This window comes from Pseudomonas sp. JR33AA (genome assembly GCF_021378985.1).
Lineage (GTDB): Bacteria > Pseudomonadota > Gammaproteobacteria > Pseudomonadales > Pseudomonadaceae > Aquipseudomonas > Aquipseudomonas alloputida.
The window spans coordinates 198,361-218,553 of sequence record NZ_JAJSAW010000007.1 but is presented as its reverse complement, the minus strand read 5'-3'; the positions used below and the strand labels follow the sequence as shown (position 1 = coordinate 218,553).

Sequence of the window (20,193 nt, the reverse complement as noted above, 5' to 3'; positions counted from 1 at the left end):
AGTAAAGCCCCGCACAATGGCGGGGCCGTATCGGTATCGCTGCTGAATACACAGGAACGAGGCAGGGTATCAAGCGATCCTTGGCGTGGCCATAAGCACTTTCTATGAGGCTACGGGAGCACTGGTAGGCTTGCTCAGTTCCAGGCCAAGGCGCTGCATCACTCGCATTACAGCGGTTGGCGACCACTGACCACCACGGGCAGTGGGGATGTTGCGTGCTATTAGGCAGTCAGCCACCGCCTGTAGGCTGCCGGCCCCCTTAAGGATGCAGTTCTCTACAGCGTCCTTGAGCAGTGCTGCGCGGTCGTCTGCCTGCTGGCGCTGGGTGGCGTGACCCCTGGCCCTATTCAACATGCTACGGCCCTTAGCGAGCGCTTGTGAGCGGTTACTGATCTTTTGAGCGGCCTCTGCATCGCCACCAGCAGCACGGGCTTCCAGTGACCGCAGAGCGGCCTTGGTTCGTTCGCTAATAAAGGTGCGCTCTTGTTCCGCTAGAACAGCATAGATATGTAGCTCCACCGTCGAGGCGTTGGGCATGGTCGCTACTTTGAATGTACTGCGTTTCATTAAGCCTGCTATATGCTCAACATCCCTACTTAGACGGTCGAGCTTGGCCACGATCACCGGGATGCGGTGAGCGAAAGCAGCAGCACCTGCTGGCCGATCTAGCGGATGAAGCGAGCCAGAGACGCCCGAGTCGGTGTACTCAGCCACAATCGTCCAGCCCTGCTTCTCAGCAGCGATATGCACATACTCCCGCTGGGCTTCAATACCGAGGCCGGATTCGCCCTGCCCTTTGGTAGATACGCGGTAGTAAGCAACGACTTCCATGGCGGTGATCCCTTGTAGTGGCTGATGATATCAGTTTACAACTGTTTCAACGACCGATCAACCATTGTAATAACCCTGCGAACGTTATGGCACTACAAAGGCGCCTGGGGCATCATCGCTTCTCGCAGCGTGTTTACCGTCGAGACTAAATAATGGATTTCAAGCAGGTGAAGAAGGAAGGTCTGCTCACGATTACGGCCAGTTAGTCTTAATCGTGATCGCGTTAATCTTGTCGGATGGCTACAACCCGCTGGGGCGGGCTGCTGTGGAGCATCACCCATAATATGCACCTCTTCAAGATAGCAATAGGTTGCGAGCCGCAGGCAGCCTGGGGAGCGGTGCAAACTTGCGAGGACGGCTTTGCGATGGCTATGCAAGCTAAGTACGTCGTATCCGCACTGGGGATTCTGCTGGTTTACGGCGTAGGCCAATACCTTGAGTTCTTCCCTTCGCTGAGGCTTTGGGGCAGAAGTCAGCGAGGAAAGTAAATCTCAACGTATTTAAGGCGATTAGCTTAACCCAGATCTAGCGGAGGCCCCGTAAATAGGAGCCTAGCCGGGTGTAACGGTATGCCAGCACTGGCCTTGTCGCCCGGAAGAGATTAGATAGCAACTAGTTCTACGATTAGTTACCGGGAGATGGCTCAAAGCTGATCCGCCTATGCCGCCAGCGGTGACGGCTCTGCTGCCACTGGTGGGGGCTCAAGGTGTGCTGGGTATCCTTTAAAGCCCCACTGATCGTAGTAGCGGCCTCGATGCATCCGCTTGAATCGAGGTTGCGCCAAGTAGTCTCGACGGCCTTTCTCGATAGCAGAATGCAGGCAGTCAAGTAAGCTGGTGCGGGCAGCTTCAACCTGTTCAACGGTGCAAAGGTCAAGTGCAAGCAATGGCTTCCACACCTGCTCAGCATCTGCGTACAAAGCAGTGATGTAATCAGGCCATGTACCCAGCTTCTTGAAGCGTTGCTCATCAGGTATAAGCACCCTAGGCATCAGTGCCGCCACATCAAGCCGCTTCAGCAGGCGAGCACACAGCAAGCCCTTAGAGATGTCTGCCCCCGATAGGGCGTGATAGCAGTGGTCCGTGATGCTGGCGATCAACAGTTGGTGGTCAGCATCAACAAGTTGTTTGCTAGGCTTGCCCCACGGCTGCTGCCAGTTCATATAGACCAGCGGCTGCCATTCGATACCCTTTTGCGGCAAGAAGCTTTTGTGGGCACCTTCAAGTGGGCATTCACGCTGGGCGATATAGATGCCAAGCACCCGGACCAGACCAAGCATAAAGATGCAGTTATCACGGTGCCGCTGTGATGGCGATACCACTGCCATCCGCTCTAGTTCATCTGCATATACACATAGTGCTGCGCGAGTGTGTAGTTCGGGCTTAAACCTAGCGACCGAATCTTTGCCACGCTGGTAGGCGTCCATCAGCTCTAACTGCTCAAGCAGTAGCTGTTCAAGCTGGCCAAGCGTATAGCTGTCTTCCAGTTCCCGTACCGCTGTGCCTTTCTGCTGCCGGTTGTAGATTCGCTGTGCCAAGGTATGCAGCGTATCCAGCTTCAAAGCACTGGATTGGGCCAGATATTCAACGAACTCTTCGCCCAGCAAGGCACTTACCTTCTTGGCTACCTGCTTGTTGGTATCGCCTACGCCTACTTGCCACTTCTTTAGCAGCTTGTGGGCAGGAATGCTCAGCCCCGCATCTGCTGAAATGAACTTGTTACCGGCTTGCTGGTTAAGCAGCGATAGACCGATGAATAGGTTAAGTGGATGCAGCGCCCCCACTGAGCCATCTACGCCTTTACGGGCCTGAATGTGGCAGCGATGGTATACAGACATTCGCTCATCCGGGTTGAAGCCATAGCACTTGTAGTAGCGGTTGTGGAACTGCTCTAGCTCGAATAGTGAAGCAGTGGTGTGGCCCATCATGATGCAGACGGTGTTGGCCTGGAAGCACTCTCGGATGATCCACTGCCCGAAACTGCTCTTACAGAATCGGGTGAATTGTTCCTCTATGCGGGACCGCCGCTTTGTTGCTTTATCAGCGCCCCTAGACTTGGCCTTTCTACAGCTATCTTTGCAGAAGCGCTTGGTCTTGTCCGCCTGCTCTCGGCGTCCTGTGTACGGACTGTTGCAGGTGTAGCAGGTGTAACTGTAGTTACGGGTGTTGTTCTTCTTGGCCTTGCTTGGTGACATTCGTTCCACTCTCTAGGGAATCAAGCCGCATGGCAGCTTCTTCAATCAATTGTTCTACCACTCGGGTAGGGTTAATGGCGCCTGTGTGCTCCATTAAGCGAAGCAACTTCGCTCGGTGTTCAGGCCGGTATACTGAGATTCGCATGTAGGTTCCTACTGGAGTTGGGCATAGCTGATTGGGCTGGAGCCCTAGTGCCATGCTGGTTTGAGCGATTAAGGCGGACAGAATCTATACTACCTGCCGCCTTCAAGTACTTACGTAAGGGGCCAGTTAGGCCACCTCGGCAGGCTCTGCGTATGCACGACGAAGGTCGGCCAGGGCGGTTGCTTCTTCACTTGCTTGCTGTGCGGCTAAAGCTGCGGCCTGCTCTGCTGCTGCCTTGGCTTCTGCTTTACGGCGCTGCATTGAGATGGTGAGTTCAACTTGGCGAGCAGTCTCAGCAGCATTGCGCTCATACCGACTCTGTTCATACTCAGTACGCACCAACTCTTCTAGCTTGCGCAGCTCGGTCTTAATTACCTTCTCGGGTTTACGCAGAATGGCCTTGAAGAACAAAGACTCGGCATTAGCCTTTACAATTCTATAACCTTGCAGCACCTCTTCTTGAAGCTCGATCAGGGACATCTCAAGAGGTTTATGGCGAACATAGTCCACATTAGCCGCCATCCCCTTATGGCTGAGCCCTTCCGAATTACTATTATATCTGATAACTCGCTGATCAAGTAGCTGCTGTAGCTCTGCGTCGTCGTGCTTGAAGAACTCAACAACATCGAGTCCATAGGTGTATGTGTTCATTATTCATTTCCTTGTTTGTTTGGCTTGTCAACCTTCTTGAAGCCCGACATAAACTCTGCCTTGGAAAGCTTCTTGATTGCACGTTGTTTATTATCAGTAACCTCTGTAATGCTCTGTGAGGGCTTCTGAGAGGGCTTCTTGTTCGGCCCTGCGGGTAGAGTCAGGGTCTTCTTCTTTGCTGCTTGCAAGCGCTCTCTGTGGCTCGCAAGGTCATCTAGAGTGGCTATCATTCCAGTTGGGAGAATAAAGTCTTCTAGAGTATTCAAGTACAGCAGTTCGTCCGTGGTAGCCTGGACATAATCGACTGTCGCATAAGGGGCTTGAGGCATCTCCAGGAAGTACGACAAGATGGCTCCATTATCCTTACGAACTTCGAGCCAGATATTATTACTGGGCATCAAGCGGCTTCCTTGTCTTGCTGGGCTGCCTTCTCTGCTTCCTGGGCAAGGTACTCTTGTTCAAGTTGCTCTTGAGTGGCTTTGTTGTTCTGCCGCCAGGTACGACTCTGGCAAGTTGACCCACAGAAGCGGGTAAGGGTGGATCGGGAGTAGTGGGTTCGTCCACATCCCGAGCAGGTGTTACGTTTTAAAGGGCGCTGGCCCATAGTTATGACCTCCATGAATTAAAGATTTACAGCGGGCAAAGTAAACCCCTGGCTCTATTAAGAGCTTAGGGGTCAAGTTGGAATCAAGATGTACTGCGCTTCTAAGTTGAAGTGCGGGCTTCCCGTTGCCGGGAAAGCTTAAAAGTAGTAGCTAGTTGCGTTGCTCCCCTAGCCGAGGAATACCTTGAAGCTAAGACTCCCGAAGCCTAATTAACTTCTTGGTACAACTTGCGACCTAATGAAGTCTCGATCATCTGCCCTGGATCGAGCAACAGGTTATGCCGCACTTACAGAGCCGTTCGTCTCAGTCGGTGCGCTAGCAGTCGGGGATATGGGTATCACGAGGGAAGAGGGTCGAGTGGGGCTCCCACTCAACAAGATATACTACCACGGACCTAAAGAGTTGTCAAGCATAAAGTCAGTCATGACGCAAGATGTTTCTTTGGTGATCGGACGTGCGGTTATCTGTAGCCAGTCTTTGCCCGCAGTAGGTTAATCTGCGGGCTATATGCGTAGTGCAATCAGGTGGTCGGGACGGCTGGAAGCTCTGGAATCTTGGAGATGGCCACTAGCTTCTGGGCGGCGCTTGCGCCCTGGCTATATGTGTCGAAGGTCACGGTGCCTGTCTCGTGGCCAACTAGCTCAGCGATCAGAGGGCCGGATACGTCGGCACGCACGAGCTGGGTAATGGCGGTCATTCGTATGCTATGGAAGACATGGTCCTTACCGAACCCCAGCGATTTCTTAAGCCTGCCGAACGCCTTACTATGAAGGTCCGACCGAATACCGTACTTGTTCTTTGAGTTAGACGGTACGAGATAGCCGTCCTGCGAATCCGCCATAAGGCGCTGCACCACGCTAGTCAGGGCAGGGTGTACCGGGACGACACGAATCCCTGCAAAGGTCTTACTATCGGCAATGTCGAAGCTTTGCACACCGTCCACCTCAATTACATCTTCAGCACGAAGCTGGCAAAGCTCCTCGATCCGGGCGCCAGTGTATGTACCCAGCAGGATCAGGTCAGCAAGCTTGCTATTCCCGCCGTTGATTGCGGCTGAATGCAACTTAGCCAGCTCAGCTAATGAGAAGTCCTTTCGCTGAGAGTCGAACTTCTCCCTGGCCTTCCTTGCGGCCAGATCGTGGTTCTCGAATGGATTTGCGGCGCCCTTGAAGTCTTCACGCCATTGGGCGTCGTACTTCATCGCCCACTTCCAGAAGGTGGTACCAGCATTGATGTACTGAGCCTTCGTCTTGGCGGAGACGGTCAGGGAGTCCAGCCAGGCTGCTACCACATCAAAGTCCAGAGGTTTACCATTGTCGCCTAGGAAAGCTGAAAGTTTCTGAAGCTTCGACTCCTGCTGGTCTACGTTCTTGTCGGAGATTTTCAGCCCTTCGCGGGCTGCGCGGAACGCGGCTAGCCGGGGCTTGGTGATTGGCGACCTGGGCTTATAGCTGGTTGGGTCTTTGAGGATGATCGAGGCTTCGGATGCCTCGGATGGCGTTAGCCCGAGCACGAACGCGTTTATTCGTGACGAGTATTCTCGGGTAAGCGCGGCTGCCTGCTGAACTGCTTCTACATAGCTCTCCGCAGGATCTTGCGCGTTATCCGCATCGAGCAGTTCCACCAGCCCTTTAACCCCTCTGCCTTCCCACTCAAAGGCGTCCAAGTATTGGGCGCTAATGAGCTCGAATAGCTTTCGCTTCGCCTCATCAAGGTCATCAGGGGTATGCGTTCTTATTGTAGGTACTCGTTTCGCTGCGGCCAACAAGCGAGTGTCAACTAGCTTGTCGAGGGCGGCGCTACGGGCTGCAAGCTCAGGGCGCCAGTTCTCTTTCAGTGCGTTTACCTGTGCCCTGGCGTCTGCGATCTGGGCCTTCCACTGAGCGAGGTAAGGTAAGCGAAGGTTCATCGCTTCGGACCGCTGGCGAGTTTCCAGCGACTTGGAGAGGACCTTCCTCCCGCCGAAAGCTTTCTGCACGTCCGCTGGAATGGCGAGGCGAACGTGCCATGTTCCGCCTTGTTGCTGAAGGTTGTCTGCCACAGGGGGCTACTCAAGGTGATTGTACGTAGCAATTGTACGTAAAACCCCTCTTCAAGCCAATGATCCTAGTGTTTTAAGGTGGTTGCGTTCGTGTGTGGTGAGTCCCTATCTCTCCGCCATACAAGATCAAGCCCCTGAAAGCGAAAGCTTTCAGGGGCTTTTTCGTTGTACGTCGCTAAATGGTTTGAAGTCAGCAGCCCCAATTGCGCGAGGCGCGCCTATGAGGAAGCGGGGAGCTTCTTGAGCGGTCTGACAGTGAGCTCTACACCCAAGGCAAGCATGAGCTTTTGAATAGTAGTGAAACGAGTTTTATCGCCGCCCTTCAACGTTTTGTAAAGGGACTCACGATTCACGCCTGCGTCTTGCGCAAACTGATTCACGCCCTTGGCTTTTGCCACTTCCCCCAAGGCATGCATCAGAGTTTGCGCGTCGTTAGCCTTCATTGCCTCCGCCAGAAAAGCCGCGATGGTTTCGGGACTGTTCAGAAACCGGGAGGCCTCGAAGCGCTTGGTATTGCTCAAATCGAGCTCAAGGATGGGCATGTCTTCGGCGGTGAATGTGTCGCTCATCGTTGTTTACCTCGTATAACATCAAGGATTTGCTTGGCGCGATTAATGGCTCTGTGCTGGTCTGCTTTATCGCTACCGTAGAGCATCAGGTAGCGGGTCGAGCCCGTTCGTACGAAGTAGATCCGATATCCGGGACCTACAAACACCCGCATCTCACTGACGCCATCGCCAACTGATTCGATATCGCCAAAGCTGCCATTTTCCGCTCGTGCGAGTCTTGCGGTGACTGCACCTTTACCGATCGGATCTTTCACGCCATCCAGCCAATCGTCAAATTCCGACGTAGTGTCGATCTGATTCGGCATGCATTAAATGTAGCCTAGTGGCTACTCCTTGTATATGAGGGATCGATGGAGTGGCTTGCAGTCCTGTGTGGACGTGGTAACCGCCACGAAAAGGGCGCATAGAAGTGATGGCCGTCTGTCATCGTCCGTCGTTGAATGGCCATGACGTGATGAGGCTAAGGCGCAAGTTGAGCACTGGCAACGGCCGGAGCGGGATTGGTCTGAGTTTGGGAAACGGACTACATCGCCGTGGAAGATGTCGCTACCCTGCCGTCGGTCGAGGGCGCTTTTGGGTCCTTTTCCGGCGAGACGCGGTAAATAAATGCAACCCCTGGATGCATCGCGTCTCCAGGGGCTTTTTCGTTGTGCCTGGGCCTGTCCGTTGTCACGGGACAGGCCCCGCCTTACTTTTTCATCATCCCCAATTCAGCATCATCCAGCAGCGCCTTGGCCATCGCACTCAGGTAGTGCGAGGCCCAGATCAGTTTCTGGTCGCCGTCCATCAGGCCGGTGATGATCAGGTCGCGCACGTAGCCCATCAGTTCGGAGGCCTGTTCGCGGGCCTCCTGGCAGGGGATGCCGGGTTCGATGCGGAACAGCGGGTGGGTGCTGTTTTCGCCTTGGTAGAAGCAGGTCTTGCCGACTGTGGTGGGTTCTTGTGTGTTGTCGGTGGGCATTGATTTGTTTCCCTGGGTTCTGGGTTGCCTGGGCTGGCCTCTTCGCGGGTGAACCCGCTCCCACAGGTGCTGTGCAGTGCCTGCGGGCGGAGATAACCCTGTGGGAGCGGCTTTAGCCGCGAAGAGGCCAGGCCTGCTAGTGCAGGGTGTACGGCTCACTGGGTAAGTGCGGCCGCATCTGCAATTGCATCAATGCCGACTCCACCAGGCTCTGTACCTCCTCCATTTCATGGATCACGGCCTGCATCACAATCGAGCTGTGGGCGGTAGGCTTGAGTTGTATGGACTGGCGCGCCACGGACAGGGCGCAGAGTATGTACTCTGAGGACTGGACCAGTGTGTCTTGCAGGGCCTGGGTGGATTCGAGGGAGTAGGGTGGATCAGGGACCATCTTGCGCATACACATCTCCAGGATCATTGGAGCTGCCGCAAGCTTGCTGTCAAACAAGAGGGTGGCAGCTGTACATGGGTTGACAGACCGAGGATCCCGGAGTAACTCGGCGCACACGACGGTGCCCCACGTACAGCCGCCATAAACAGTGCACGTGTGCGGGAAATCGTCGGCCTGTCAAAGCCGGCCGTTGATTTTGCAACGACAAGCTGAGACTAGAGCGCGACCGGATCCGTCGCAACAGTTTGAGCGGGTTGCCAGTATGTTTGGGAAACGCCCTACAAGAAAGGGAATAATTCTGAGTTCAAGCTGTAGGACGGGGGCTTATTTGCAGCGCCGAAGGGCAAACGCTACCGAAATCTACTAATAGATAGCGAAAATCGCTAGACATCGCTATCTATTGCTATAACCGTTCTCTGGAGGTAGCCCATGGACCCGTACCGCAACCCTTTCGCACCCGGCGCCGGCTGCATGCTGCCTGAGCTGGCAGGCCGCGATGTGGTGCTTGAGCAAGCGAGGTGACCCACAAACTGTGCCGCGGCCTTGCTCAGCGCATCGCCGCCAACTTGATACCAAACCCTACCAGACAAGCCCCAGCCAACCGCTCGAACAGGTTGCTGATTCGTGGGTTGGCGCGCATGCGTTCAGCCAACTGGTGCGTCAGCACCACGGCAATCAACCCATACACGAAGGTCACCACCGCCACCGTCGCAGCCATGAAGCCGAACGTCACCAGCCCTTGGTGCTTCACCGGGTCGACGAACAGCGGGAAAAACGCCATGTAGAACATGATCGCCTTGGGGTTTAGCAGGGTGATCATCATGGTCTGGCGCAGGTACTGACCGTTGTCCATGCGGCAGGTGTGTGCAGCACCACCGGGTTTGCTCAGGAGCATGCGCAGGCCCAGGTACGCCAGGTACGCAGCACCGGCCCATTGCACCATGTGGAAGGCCGTGGGGTAGGTGGCCAGCAGTGTGGCGACGCCCGCTACCGCCAGCCACAGCAGCACCTGGTCACCCACGATCACCCCAAGTGTCGCAGCCAGCCCAGCCTTGATACCGCCCTTGCCGGTTGCGGTGATCAGGGCGAAATTGCCTGGGCCGGGGATGGCCAGCAGAATGAGGAAAGCGATGACGAATGCGCCGTAGTCGGTGACACCGAGCATGGAGAGTTCCTGTTGGCAATACGAAGGCGGTGCCCTGAACTATCGTCGCCAAAGGCGCGCTTTTCAACCTGTTGTTGCACGATTGCAACGAACTTGTGCCAGGTACGACTTGGATCCAATGGATGGAGTCTGTATCATCCCGCGGCCATCAGATGATGGCCGAAGATGACTCATTTAAAGGACTTTGTATGAAAAAGCTGTTCAAGGCCACCGTAGCCGTTGCTGTTGTCTCGGGTGTTGCCCTGCTGTCGGGTTGCACTGGCCAAGTTTACAACCAACCGAAAAACTGCACTTACGACTACCTGTTCCACCCTTCGGTTTCCATCTCCAAGATCATCGGTGGCTGCGGCCCGATCGATAAACTGCCTCAGCAGCAGTAATCTTGGCGGTACCCTGATCGCGACGCTTGCGACGTGATCCAAGGCCCCCGGTCATGTAAATGGCCGGGGGCTTTTGTTTGTGGGCCACTTACCAGCGCAGCGACACGGTTCCCAGCAGCGTGCGCTCTTCACCCCAGTAGCAACGGCCGGCGTTGTTGCAGCCTGCCACATACTCTTTGTCGAACAGGTTGCGGGCGTTGACTTCGACCGACCAGTTTTCGTCGATTTCATAGCCCACCTTGGCATCCACCAGCGTCACGTCACCGGTATCCAGCTTGCCGTACAGGCTCGCCGGGGTATAGGCGAAGGTACTGTCGAAGTGGCGCACGCCGCCGCCGATCTGCAAGCCCTTGAGCAGGCCGTCACGGAAGCGATACGTGCTCCACACCGACGCCTGGTTGCGTGGCACGCCGGTCATCTGGTGGTCTTCATACAACGACCCGGCCACGTCCTTGGTAATGCGCGAATCGGTGTAGGTGTAGGCGGCGGTGACGTTGAGGTTTTCGCTCAGGTCGCTGTTAAGTTCCAGCTCCACGCCCTTGGCCCGGCTGGCACCGATCTGGCGATAGTCACCGATGGCGGAATCAAACAGTACATCGTCCTTCTTGCGCAGGTCGTACACGGACGCGGTGAAGGCGGTGTTCCAGCCTTTGGGCTCGTACTTGATACCCACTTCGTACTGCTCGCTGGTGGTCGGGTCCAGCGGGCCGCTCCTGCTTTCGGTCTGCTGGGTCGGGGCAAAGGCGGTGGAGTAACTGAAGTACGGCGACAGGCCGTTTTCAAACTGGTACATCACCCCGGTCTGCCAGGTGAACTTGCTGTCCCAGCTGTCCATGTCGGCTTGTGCGTTAAGGGTGCCGGCTTTGTTGCGGAACTGGCTGTTGACCCGGTCCAGTCGCCCACCCAACAGCAGCACCCAGTTGTCGACCTTGGTTTGCAGTTGGCTATAGAGGCCGTACATGGTCTGATCGAGCAAGGCGTTCTGCACATGCAGGGGCGTGCTTGGCTTGCCGTTCCACACCGGGTCGAACACATTGATGGTGCCGCCATTGCCCGCGTCCCAATCCTGGTTGAACGACGTGCGGTCCAGGCTTGCCCCCACCAGGAAGGTATGGTCGAACGCACCGCTGATGAAGTGGCCTTCGAACTGGTTGTCCAGCGAGTAGGCGATGGACTTGTTGTAGCGGTCGTAGGCAGTGTTACCCAAGGTGGTGCCGAAGCCGTCGTTGTTCAGGCTGCCTGGCCACATTTCCTGGCGGTCGATGCGCGACTGCATGTAGCGCGAGTTCTGGCGGAACTTCCAGGTGTCGTTGAAGCGGTGGCTGAACTCGTAGCCCAGGCTCCAGGTTTCCCGTTCGAAGTTGTCCCAGTCCGGGTTGCCGGACAACTGGTCCTTGTCGATCTTGCCGTTGGGGTTGTGCAGCAGGGTGCCGGCGGCCGGGTAACCGAGTTCCATCAAGGTGCGGTCGCGCTGGTAGGTGGCCAGCACGGTCAGGCTGTTGAAGTCGTCGAAATTCAAGGTCAGCGACGGGGCAATGTACATGCGGTCGTCGGGCTGATGGTCGACCTGGGTGTCGGCCTTGCGGCCCATCATCACCAGGCGGCCGAGGATATTGCCCTCATCGGTCAGTGGGCCGGAAACGTCGACGCCCAACTGGCGACGGTTATGCGAGCCGTAGCTTAGTTGCACTTCGCCGCGCGCTTGGGCAGTAGGCCGCTTGCTGACCAGGTTGACCACGCCACCCGGGGCGTTTTCGCCATACAGGATCGAAGTCGGCCCGCGGAACACTTCCACTCGCTCCAGGCCGTAGGGTTCGCTGCTGGTGTCGTAGCGGTTGCCCTGCACCCGCAGGCCGTCGCGTAACAGGCCATAGCCGTAGTCGGTGGCGTTGAAGCCACGGATGAAGAACAGGTCACCCGCCTGGCCATCCCCGCCGGCAAACGGCGGGGAGAAAATGCCTGGCACATAGCCCAGCACCTCGGTAAGGGTTTGCGATTGCTGGTCATCCATGCGCTGGCGGGTTACCACCGAAACCGAGCGCGGGATGTCGGCCAGGGCGCTGCTGGTTTTGCTGGCGGTGGCACTGGCGACGGCGCGGTAGCCGCTATCGCCCTGGCCGTTGCTGGCGACCAGGGTAGCGGCGTTGATCGACGTGGCATCCAGTTGCAGGGCGGTGCCATCGGCAAGCGGTAGCAGCACATAACCCGCGCTGCCTTGGGGCACGGCTTGCAGGCCGCTGCCCTGTAGCAGCCGGGCCAGGCCTTGGGCGACGCTGAAGCGGCCTTGCAGCCCCTGGCTGGTTTTGCCGGCGGCCAGTTCGTTGCTGCCAGCCAGGTAGATGCCGGCCTGGCTGCTGAACTGGTTGAGGGCACTGGTGAGCGAGCCGGGTGCGATGTTGAAGCGGGTTTCGGCGCTGGCCGCCTGTTCGGCGTGGGCCAGGGGTGCCGGCAGCATCAGTGGCGCGGCAGCGCATAGTGAGAGTGGCGCGGCAAGCGCCAGGCGGAACGCAGGGTGGAAGGGCGTCGGCATGCTGGTCTCTGGGATCGAAAGGGTGATTTGGAAGCGCTATGCCGGGTTAACCGAACGAGATTGGAAAAAGGGAACTGGGCTGGAAGTTTTTTATTGGTTGGCCCTGAGAGGATCTTCGCGGGCGAAGCCCTATACAGATATCAGGCTGGCTCGACTGTGACCCACCATGGCGTCAGCCGCTGCACCCGCACCGGCAATGCCGCTTGCAACAAGGCCAGGGCGCGGTCGGTATCGTTGAGCGGGAAGGCACCCATCACCGACAGCTTGGCGACATCCGGGTGCCAACCCAGGTGCCCATGGCGATAGCGCCCCAGCGTTTGCAGCAAATGCGCCAATGGCATGTCTTCGGCATTGAGCCGGTGATAAATCCACGACTCGCCCGCGCTTTGCGCCGGGCGGGTGTTGCTGATTGCCTGAGCGCTAAAGTCCACCTGCTGGCCCGCTGGCACGATGCAGCGCTCGCCGCTTTGAGCCGTGCATACCTCAACAGCGCCGGCGTATACATCCAGCCGGGTATTTTCGCCCAGCTGGCAAACTGCAAAGCGTGTTCCCATGGCCTGCATGCGGCCTTGCGCAGTGTCGACGAAGAACGGGCGGCGCGGGTCGTGGGCGGTTTCCACCAGCAGCTCGCCAAAGCGCAGACGCAGTACCCGGCTGAGCGCGGAAAACTCCATGTCCACGGCGCTTTGCGCCCCCAGCCACAACTGGCTGTCATCGGCCAGGCGCGTTTGGCAGGTTTCACCGATGCCGGTGGCAATGTCGGCATCCCAACCCGATAACGGGGCACCGTGCCACGCCCGCCAGCCAAGCAGGGAGCTGGCGCCAAGCACCAGCAGCGACTTGAGCCCGGTGCGCCGGCTGAAGCGCCGCGCGTCGTGCTCACGCAATGCCCGGCCTGCCGCTGCGGCTTCGGCCTGCAGCGGGGCAAAACGCTGGCCGACCCGTTGCACATAGTGCCAGGCCGCCTGATGGTCGCCGTGCTGGTCAAACCAGTGCTGCCACTGGGTGCGCAACTGCGGGGCGGCGTTTTCGTCCTGCAACTGCACGTACCAGTGCGCGGCCTGCTGCAGGCTGGCGTGGCTGAGTTTTTGCGCGGGCGCGGTCATGCCGTCACTCCACCAGCAAGCCGTCGAGTTCGGCTTCAAGAATGGCGCAATGCAGAAACGCCTGTGCCAGGTACTTCTTGATCATGCGTTCGCTGACCCCGAGGTGTGCGGCAATATCGCGGTAGGCCAGGCCATCGATCTGCGCCAGCAGGAATGCCTGGCGCACCTTGCTCGGCAAACGCAGCAGCATGGCGTCCACCTCGTGCAGGGTCTCGACAATGACCGCACGCTGTTCGGGGGAGGGCTGCAGTGCCTCGGGCTGCAAGGCCAGCTGCTGCAACCAGGCCTGTTCCAGCTTTTTGCCGGCGCCAGTGGTCCACGCACAGGCCGCGGGCGATGGTCGCCAGGTACGAGCGTTCGCCGCGTGCTCCGTCGAACTGCCTTGGGCGGTTGAGGATGCGCACAAACGTGTCCTGCACCAGGTCGGCGGCATCGCAGCGGCTGCCTAACCGGCGGTACAGAAAGCCGAGCAACCAGCGCGAATGGCTGTGGTACAGGGTATGGAGCGAGGTGTTCAACTCTGGGATCGAAACCACGGCGGCATCCGGCGCGAACGCATAATGGTGCGAATGAGAAATGATCGCAATAGTAGGGGCGCGGGAAGAATACTGCAATCACTGCAACGCTTGCGGCTATGCCCTGGGACAACCCGTCACCTTGACGCGAGGACCGGCAATTTGTTTGCGCAGGCATTTCGGATACAATCAGAAAAACGATTCAGCCCTGTCGGTCAATTCGACAAAAGGCCGAGTCGTTTTCTGGTTCTCTGGCTGCCGAACAATGATCAACAACAAGCCTGCGCTGAAGAACACGGAACACCTGGGCCAGCCACAGGCCCTCCCTCCGTTCTCCTGACTGGAATAGATCAATGTTCAAGAAAGCTGGCAAGACCTTGCTGGGTCTGGCTGTCGCTGCGAGCTTCATGCAAGTGCACGCCGCAGAAACCAAGAAAGTAGACGTGCTGCTGGTCGGCGGCGGCATCATGAGCTCTACCCTGGCCGTGTGGCTGCACGAGCTGGAGCCAAGCTGGTCGATGGAAATGGTCGAGCGCCTGGACGGTGTGGCTGAGGAAAGCTCCAACGGCTGGAACAACGCCGGTACCGGCCACTCCGCGCTGGCCGAGCTGAACTACACCCCGGAAGACAAAGACGGCAACGTCAACATCGCCAAGGCCATCGAAATCAACGAAGCCTTCCAGATTTCCCGTCAGTTCTGGGCCTGGCAGGTTCGCCAGGGCGTGCTGAAGAACCCGCACTCGTTCATCAACACCACTCCGCACATGAGCTTCGTGTGGGGCGATGACAACATCAAGTTCCTGAAAAAGCGTTACGACGCGCTGCAGGCCAGCCCGCTGTTCCGCCCGATGCAGTACTCCGAGGACCACGCGCAGATCGCCAAGTGGGTCCCGCTGATGATGGAAGGGCGCGACCCGAACCAGAAGCTGGCCGTGACCTGGACGCCAATCGGCACCGACGTCAACTTCGGCGAGATCACCCGCCAGATGGTCGGCCACCTGAAAACCCAGGACAAGTTTGACCTGAAGCTGTCCAGCGAAGTGCAGGACATCACCCGCAACAAGGACGGCTCCTGGCACGTTGAATACAAGAACCTGAAGGACGGTACCGAGTCGGCTACCGACGCCAAGTTCCTGTTCATCGGTGCCGGCGGCGGCGCACTGAAGCTGCTACAGAAGTCGGGCATTCCTGAAGCCAAGGAATACGCAGGCTTCCCGGTGGGTGGCTCGTTCCTGGTGACCGAGAACCCGACCATTGCCATGCAGCACATGGCCAAGGCGTACGGCATTGCCTCGACCGGTGCGCCACCCATGTCGGTACCGCACCTGGACACCCGCGTGCTGGACGGCAAGCGCGTGATCCTGTTTGGCCCATTTGCCACCTTCTCGACCAAGTTCCTGAAGAACGGTTCGTACCTGGACCTGCTGAGCAGCACCACCACCCACAACGTGTGGCCGATGACCAAGGTCGGTATCGAACAGTACCCCCTGGTGGAGTACCTCGCTGGCCAGCTGATGCTGTCTGACGATGACCGCTTCGAAGCCCTGCGCACCTACTTCCCGAATGCCAAGAAGGAAGACTGGCGCCTGTGGCAGGCCGGCCAGCGTGTGCAGATCATCAAGCGTGATGCCGAGAAGGGCGGCGTGCTGAAGCTGGGCACCGAAGTGGTCGCGTCCGAAGACCGTACCATTGCCGGCCTGCTGGGTGCCTCGCCAGGTGCTTCGACTGCTGCGCCGATCATGTTGAACGTGCTGGAAACCGTGTTCAAGGAAAAGGTCGCTACCCCAGAGTGGCAGGCCAAGATCAAGCAGATCGTACCGAGCTACGGCACCAAGCTGAACGACTCGGCAGCGGCCACCCAGAAAGCGTGGAACTACACTGCTGAAGTGCTGCAGCTGGAGAAACCGCCGGTGATCGACGCCAGCGTTGACTTCGGTGGCGCGGCGAGCAAGCCGGTTGAGAGCAAGCCTGAGAACGACATGGCGCTTTAATCGGCCATTGTTGTGAAAAAGCCACGGGGGAAACCTCGTGGTTTTTTTTTGCCTGTTCGGGCCTCCTCGCAGCACAAGGAAACCACTGATCAGAAACTACAAAACAGGCCCAATAAAAACATATTTTGATGCTTGAATTAATCTTGTCAGTCGATCCCCTCCAGGAGGGTGCCGTCATGAACATCAAGATTGCCGCCTTACTGCTGCTCGCCCTGTGCGCTCAGCCGGCATGGAGCCAGAGCTACTCCACCTCAACCCCCGCCGCCAACCCCGCAGCATCCGCTGCAATGACCACGCGCATGGCCCTGCGCGACCTGTGGGTTGAACACATATTCTGGGTTCGCAACTACGCTGTCGCCAACCAGGCCGGCAACGCCAAACAGGCGGAAGTCGCCGCCAATGAAGTGGTCAGCGACGCCACCCGAATCGCCAACAGCATCGCGCCGTTATATGGCCAATCCGCCGCCGACCAGTTGCTGAAACTGCTGGCTGGCCACTGGGGCGCAATCAAGCATTACAGCGACGCCACCGTGGGCAAGGACAAGAAGGGCCAACAGGCCGCTGTCGATGAGCTGACCAGCAATGCCAAGGCCCTCGCTGCGTTTCTGGCCAAGGCCAACCCGAACCTGCCCGAACCGACCCTGCTGACGCTGCTCAGCGCCCATGGCGGCCACCATGTGGCGCAGATCGACCAGCTGGCGGCGGGAGACTACGCGGGCGAGGCGCGTACCTGGGGGATGATGCACGAGCATATCCTGACCCTGTCCGACGCCCTGGCCGCGGCGCTGGTCAAACAGTTCCCGGACAAATTCTGATGCTCGAAGGCCTGGGCCGTACCCAACAGGACCTGCTCCACGCGTTGTTGCATCAGCCAGCCGGCATGAGCATCGACGACCTGGCGCAGGCCCTGGCCATTACCCGCACGGCCGTGCGCCAGCACCTGGCAGCGCTGGCGCGTGATGGCCTGGTCAAACGCGGCGCTACCCGGCCTACCGGGCGGCGCCCGGAGCAGTTGCACGAGCTGACGGATCTTGCCCGCGAACAGTTCCCCCGCCAATACCCGCTGCTGGCCAACCTGCTGATTGGTGAAGTGGCTGGCTTGCTCGGGCAAGCGGCTTTGCTGGCGCTGATGCGTCAGCTGGGGCGCAAGTTGGCAGCAGACCTGGAGCATGAGGTGGTGGATGAAGCCCGCATCGTCGCGCATATGAACAATGCCGGGTACGAGGCACAGGTGTTCTTCCGCTCGGCGGGGGAGCCGCAGATTGTCGCGCACAATTGCGTGTTCCATCACTTGGCCAAGGTGCACCCGGTGGTGTGCGAGCTTGATCTGGCGCTGATCGGTGCGCTGGGAGGCGGTGAGGTCAGCCATGAGGAATGCATGCTGCGCGGGGGGCAGGTCTGCCGTTTCGTATTGCTCAAGCAGTAATCGAGCGCCCGTTACTCACAACTGGACGTTACTTAGAACATTTATTCACTAATGATCTTAGCTTAGTGCTTGTTCGCATATCTTCAGCATCATATTTACGTTTCTATCGTCCTGTTTATCTGCGATCACGGATAAGTAGAAGCCACCACATCGCAGCGTCATGCTAACCCGCTGCTTTTCACTCTGGCGCAGTGCCGGAGGCTGCTGGGCCGTCATCTTGTTGCTGCGCTGCATGTGCATAGAATCGCCTCATCAACTCCACACCCTATCGTCGATTTGAAGAGGATTTTCACCATGATGAACGCGATGCAGATGCAAATGCCGATGAGCGCCAACATGCCGATGATGCCAATGATGGGCATGCCGATGATGATGAGCTGCAACGGTATGCCGATGATGTGCTGCACCTGCTGAGGGTGCGTGCCGCGTCGCTCAGTCGCGGCGCTCTGGATGGGTGACCACCAGAAAGGCTATCGCTTCGCTGTCTACCGGGTTGCGGTAGCGGTGGGGCTGGTCGGCATAGAACGTGATCGAGTCACCGGTCGATAGCAAGTAGCGCTGGTCATTCACACTGATTTCCAGCGCGCCTTGCGCGACCACCAGGTTTTCTTCCACCCCGGCCCATGGCCTTCGGAATATTCTTCTCCCAACGGGCTGATTTTCAGTTCGTAGAATTCCACTTGCCTGGCTGTGTCGTAGGGGTAAAGCGCGCGGCTGACGAAGGCACCGCTGGCACTGACCAGGCGCTTGCTCTCCCGCGCCGGCATCAGCGTCACACCCTCGCACTCGCGGTGTTTCAGAAATGCCGCTACCGACACCCGCAGGCCCTTGGCAATCTTGCACAACACCTTGATGGACGGGATGCTGCGCCCGGACTCGATCTGCGCAAGCATGGCCCGGCTGACGCCGCTGGCCCTGGCCAGGCCATCCAGCGACAACAGCCGTTTGCTGCGCAGGCGCTGAAGGTTCTGGGCTACGCGCGCGCCAATGACATTGTCATCGCTGCTGTCGGACAGCGCGGGCAGGGCCTGTGAGAACTCTGGCGCGTTGTCCAGAAAACGGCCGGGAACACTCATGGCTTTACGCCTGTCTTGGAGGGTTCGATGAGGACGCCCGCTTTTCTCAGGTTTGCCGAAGGATGCAGTCGAGCAGCCCGGGGAAGCGGGTATCGAGCATTTCGCCTCTCAGTGAATTCATATGGGTAGTCCCCACATTGCGGGTTTGCACCAGCCCTGCATCACGCAGCACACGGAAGTGGTGGGACATGCTCGACTTCGGCCGGCCTCCGTCCAGCTCGCCACAGCTGGCCTCGGCAACGCCGGCCAGGTGGCGGACGATTTCCAGGCGCACGGGGTCGCTGAGCGCATAGAGCAGGCGTTCAAGAATCAGGTCTTCGGGGTTGGGATGTTTATAGGCTCGCATGATTGACATGATAACGGGGGTTTCATTAATTGCCATAGTTCGATTATGATCGAACAACAGTATTCAGATGAACCCGGAGTTTCCCATGTCCGCACTGTTCGAACCCTACACCCTCAAAGACGTCACCCTGCGTAACCGTATTGCCATTCCGCCGATGTGCCAGTACATGGCCGAAGACGGCATGATCAACGACTGGCACCACGTACACCTGGCCGGCCTGGCCCGTGGTGGTGCCGGCTTGCTGGTGGTCGAAGCCACTGCTGTGGCGCCGGAAGGGCGTATCACCCCCGGTTGCGCCGGCATCTGGAGCGATGCCCACGCTCAGGCCTTCGTACCGGTGGTGCAGGCCATCAAGGCTGCCGGTTCCGTGCCCGGTATCCAGATCGCCCACGCCGGGCGCAAAGCCAGCGCCAACCGCCCGTGGGAGGGTGACGACCACATTGCCGCCGACGACGCGCGCGGCTGGGAGACCATTGCCCCATCCGCCATTGCCTTTGGCGCGCACCTGCCGAAAGTGCCACGCGAAATGACGCTGGACGATATCGCCCGGGTCAAGCAGGACTTCGTCGATGCCGCCCGCCGTGCGCGTGATGCCGGCTTCGAGTGGATAGAACTGCACTTTGCCCACGGCTACCTGGGCCAGAGCTTCTTCTCCGAGCACTCCAACAAGCGTACCGATGCCTACGGTGGCAGCTTCGACAACCGCAGCCGCTTCCTGCTGGAAACACTGGCCGCCGTGCGTGAAGTGTGGCCGGAGAACCTGCCGCTGACCGCGCGCTTTGGTGTGTTGGAGTACGATGGTCGCGATGAGCAGACCCTGGAAGAGTCGATCGAACTGGCCCGCCGCTTCAAGGCCGGTGGGCTCGACCTGCTGAGCGTGAGTGTCGGCTTCACTATCCCCGACACCAACATCCCCTGGGGGCCTGCGTTCATGGGGCCTATCGCCGAGCGCGTGCGCCGCGAAGCGAAGCTGCCCGTGACGTCGGCGTGGGGCTTTGGTACGCCGCAGTTGGCGGAGGCTGCATTGCAGGCCAACCAGCTGGATCTGGTTTCGGTAGGGCGGGCGCACCTGGCCGACCCGCACTGGGCTTACTTTGCGGCCAAGGAGCTGGGGGTGGAAAAAGCGTCCTGGACCTTGCCGGCGCCTTATGCGCACTGGCTCGAGCGTTATCGCTGAGGCTTGAAGGGGCTGCTTTGCAGCCCATTCGCGGGCAAGCCTGTCCCCACAGATACACCACAGGTGTCAGATGCTGCACCCTCTTCTGTGGGA

The 20,193-nt window shown here is 58.4% G+C and carries 18 protein-coding genes and 2 pseudogenes; 5 read left to right on the top strand and 15 right to left on the bottom strand.

What is annotated here, in order from left to right; all coding sequences use genetic code 11:
- Positions 1-102: 102 nt before the first annotated feature.
- The 10 genes from LVS58_RS14125 to LVS58_RS14080 form a co-directional block, all read right to left on the bottom strand.
- Positions 103-831 carry a recombinase family protein gene (locus LVS58_RS14125; protein WP_233691611.1) on the bottom strand — a complete coding sequence of 243 codons (729 nt, stop codon included), beginning with the start codon at positions 829-831 and terminating at the stop codon, positions 103-105.
- A gap of 658 nt (positions 832-1,489) precedes the next feature.
- Positions 1,490-3,025 carry a hypothetical protein gene (locus LVS58_RS14120; RefSeq protein ID WP_233691610.1) on the bottom strand — a complete coding sequence of 512 codons (1,536 nt, stop codon included), beginning with the start codon at positions 3,023-3,025 and terminating at the stop codon, positions 1,490-1,492.
- Between the two features lie 271 nt (positions 3,026-3,296).
- Entirely contained in the window at positions 3,297-3,821 is a 525-nt protein-coding gene (locus tag LVS58_RS14115) for a hypothetical protein (RefSeq protein WP_233691609.1), read from the bottom strand.
- A complete protein-coding gene (locus tag LVS58_RS14110; RefSeq protein ID WP_233691608.1) occupies positions 3,821-4,219 on the bottom strand; it encodes a hypothetical protein in 399 nt (132 codons plus the stop codon). The genes LVS58_RS14115 and LVS58_RS14110 overlap by 1 nt, the downstream gene beginning before the upstream one ends.
- Before the next feature lie 727 nt (positions 4,220-4,946).
- Positions 4,947-6,467, bottom strand: coding sequence for a tyrosine-type recombinase/integrase (locus tag LVS58_RS25120; protein WP_233691607.1), 1,521 nt, complete (start codon positions 6,465-6,467; stop codon positions 4,947-4,949).
- A gap of 218 nt (positions 6,468-6,685) precedes the next feature.
- On the bottom strand, positions 6,686-7,036 hold the full coding sequence (locus LVS58_RS14100; RefSeq protein ID WP_019472417.1) for an addiction module antidote protein: 351 nt from the start codon (positions 7,034-7,036) through the stop codon (positions 6,686-6,688).
- Entirely contained in the window at positions 7,033-7,341 is a 309-nt protein-coding gene (locus tag LVS58_RS14095; RefSeq protein ID WP_233691606.1) for a type II toxin-antitoxin system RelE/ParE family toxin, read from the bottom strand. Before LVS58_RS14095 ends, LVS58_RS14100 begins: the two co-directional genes overlap by 4 nt.
- 383 nt (positions 7,342-7,724) lie before the next feature.
- Positions 7,725-7,997: a DUF3077 domain-containing protein gene (locus tag LVS58_RS14090; RefSeq protein WP_233691605.1), complete on the bottom strand. Its 273-nt coding sequence runs from the start codon at positions 7,995-7,997 to the stop codon at positions 7,725-7,727.
- 136 nt (positions 7,998-8,133) lie between these two features.
- Positions 8,134-8,397 (bottom strand): hypothetical protein, encoded by a 264-nt coding sequence (locus LVS58_RS14085; protein ID WP_233691604.1) that lies wholly within the window; start codon positions 8,395-8,397, stop codon positions 8,134-8,136.
- Between the two features lie 538 nt (positions 8,398-8,935).
- Positions 8,936-9,553 (bottom strand): LysE family transporter, encoded by a 618-nt coding sequence (locus tag LVS58_RS14080; protein ID WP_233691603.1) that lies wholly within the window; start codon positions 9,551-9,553, stop codon positions 8,936-8,938.
- A gap of 188 nt (positions 9,554-9,741) precedes the next feature.
- Between LVS58_RS14080 and LVS58_RS14075 the strand changes: the two genes are divergently transcribed.
- Entirely contained in the window at positions 9,742-9,933 is a 192-nt protein-coding gene (locus LVS58_RS14075) for a YhfL family protein (RefSeq protein WP_003254720.1), read from the top strand.
- 88 nt (positions 9,934-10,021) lie between these two features.
- On the opposite strand, the gene LVS58_RS14070 is transcribed toward LVS58_RS14075, so the two are convergent.
- From LVS58_RS14070 to LVS58_RS14060, 3 genes and pseudogenes are all read right to left on the bottom strand, one after another.
- Entirely contained in the window at positions 10,022-12,463 is a 2,442-nt protein-coding gene (locus LVS58_RS14070; protein WP_233691602.1) for a TonB-dependent siderophore receptor, read from the bottom strand.
- Between the two features lie 140 nt (positions 12,464-12,603).
- Positions 12,604-13,569: a FecR domain-containing protein gene (locus tag LVS58_RS14065; protein WP_233691601.1), complete on the bottom strand. Its 966-nt coding sequence runs from the start codon at positions 13,567-13,569 to the stop codon at positions 12,604-12,606.
- A gap of 4 nt (positions 13,570-13,573) precedes the next feature.
- Positions 13,574-14,105, bottom strand: a pseudogene (locus LVS58_RS14060) (sigma-70 family RNA polymerase sigma factor).
- 332 nt (positions 14,106-14,437) lie between these two features.
- Here LVS58_RS14060 and mqo point away from each other — a divergent pair.
- From mqo to LVS58_RS14045, 3 genes are all read left to right on the top strand, one after another.
- Entirely contained in the window at positions 14,438-16,075 is a 1,638-nt protein-coding gene (gene mqo, locus LVS58_RS14055) for a malate dehydrogenase (quinone) (RefSeq protein ID WP_233691600.1), read from the top strand.
- A 176-nt stretch (positions 16,076-16,251) separates the two neighbouring features.
- Positions 16,252-16,890, top strand: a complete 639-nt coding sequence (locus tag LVS58_RS14050) for a hypothetical protein (RefSeq protein ID WP_233691599.1) — start codon at positions 16,252-16,254, stop codon at positions 16,888-16,890.
- A complete protein-coding gene (locus LVS58_RS14045) occupies positions 16,890-17,501 on the top strand; it encodes a helix-turn-helix transcriptional regulator (RefSeq protein ID WP_233691598.1) in 612 nt (203 codons plus the stop codon). The genes LVS58_RS14050 and LVS58_RS14045 overlap by 1 nt, the downstream gene beginning before the upstream one ends.
- A 432-nt stretch (positions 17,502-17,933) precedes the next feature.
- Here LVS58_RS14045 and LVS58_RS14035 read toward each other — a convergent pair.
- Positions 17,934-18,577: pseudogene (locus tag LVS58_RS14035) on the bottom strand (helix-turn-helix domain-containing protein).
- A gap of 46 nt (positions 18,578-18,623) precedes the next feature.
- The gene (locus tag LVS58_RS14030) at positions 18,624-18,959 is read right to left on the bottom strand and encodes an ArsR/SmtB family transcription factor (RefSeq protein ID WP_233691597.1); all 336 of its coding nucleotides are present in this window, start codon (positions 18,957-18,959) and stop codon (positions 18,624-18,626) included.
- 49 nt (positions 18,960-19,008) lie between these two features.
- On the opposite strand from LVS58_RS14030, the gene xenA reads away from it, so the two are divergent.
- On the top strand, positions 19,009-20,100 hold the full coding sequence (xenA, locus tag LVS58_RS14025) for a xenobiotic reductase XenA (protein ID WP_010952388.1): 1,092 nt from the start codon (positions 19,009-19,011) through the stop codon (positions 20,098-20,100).
- Positions 20,101-20,193: the final 93 nt, after the last annotated feature.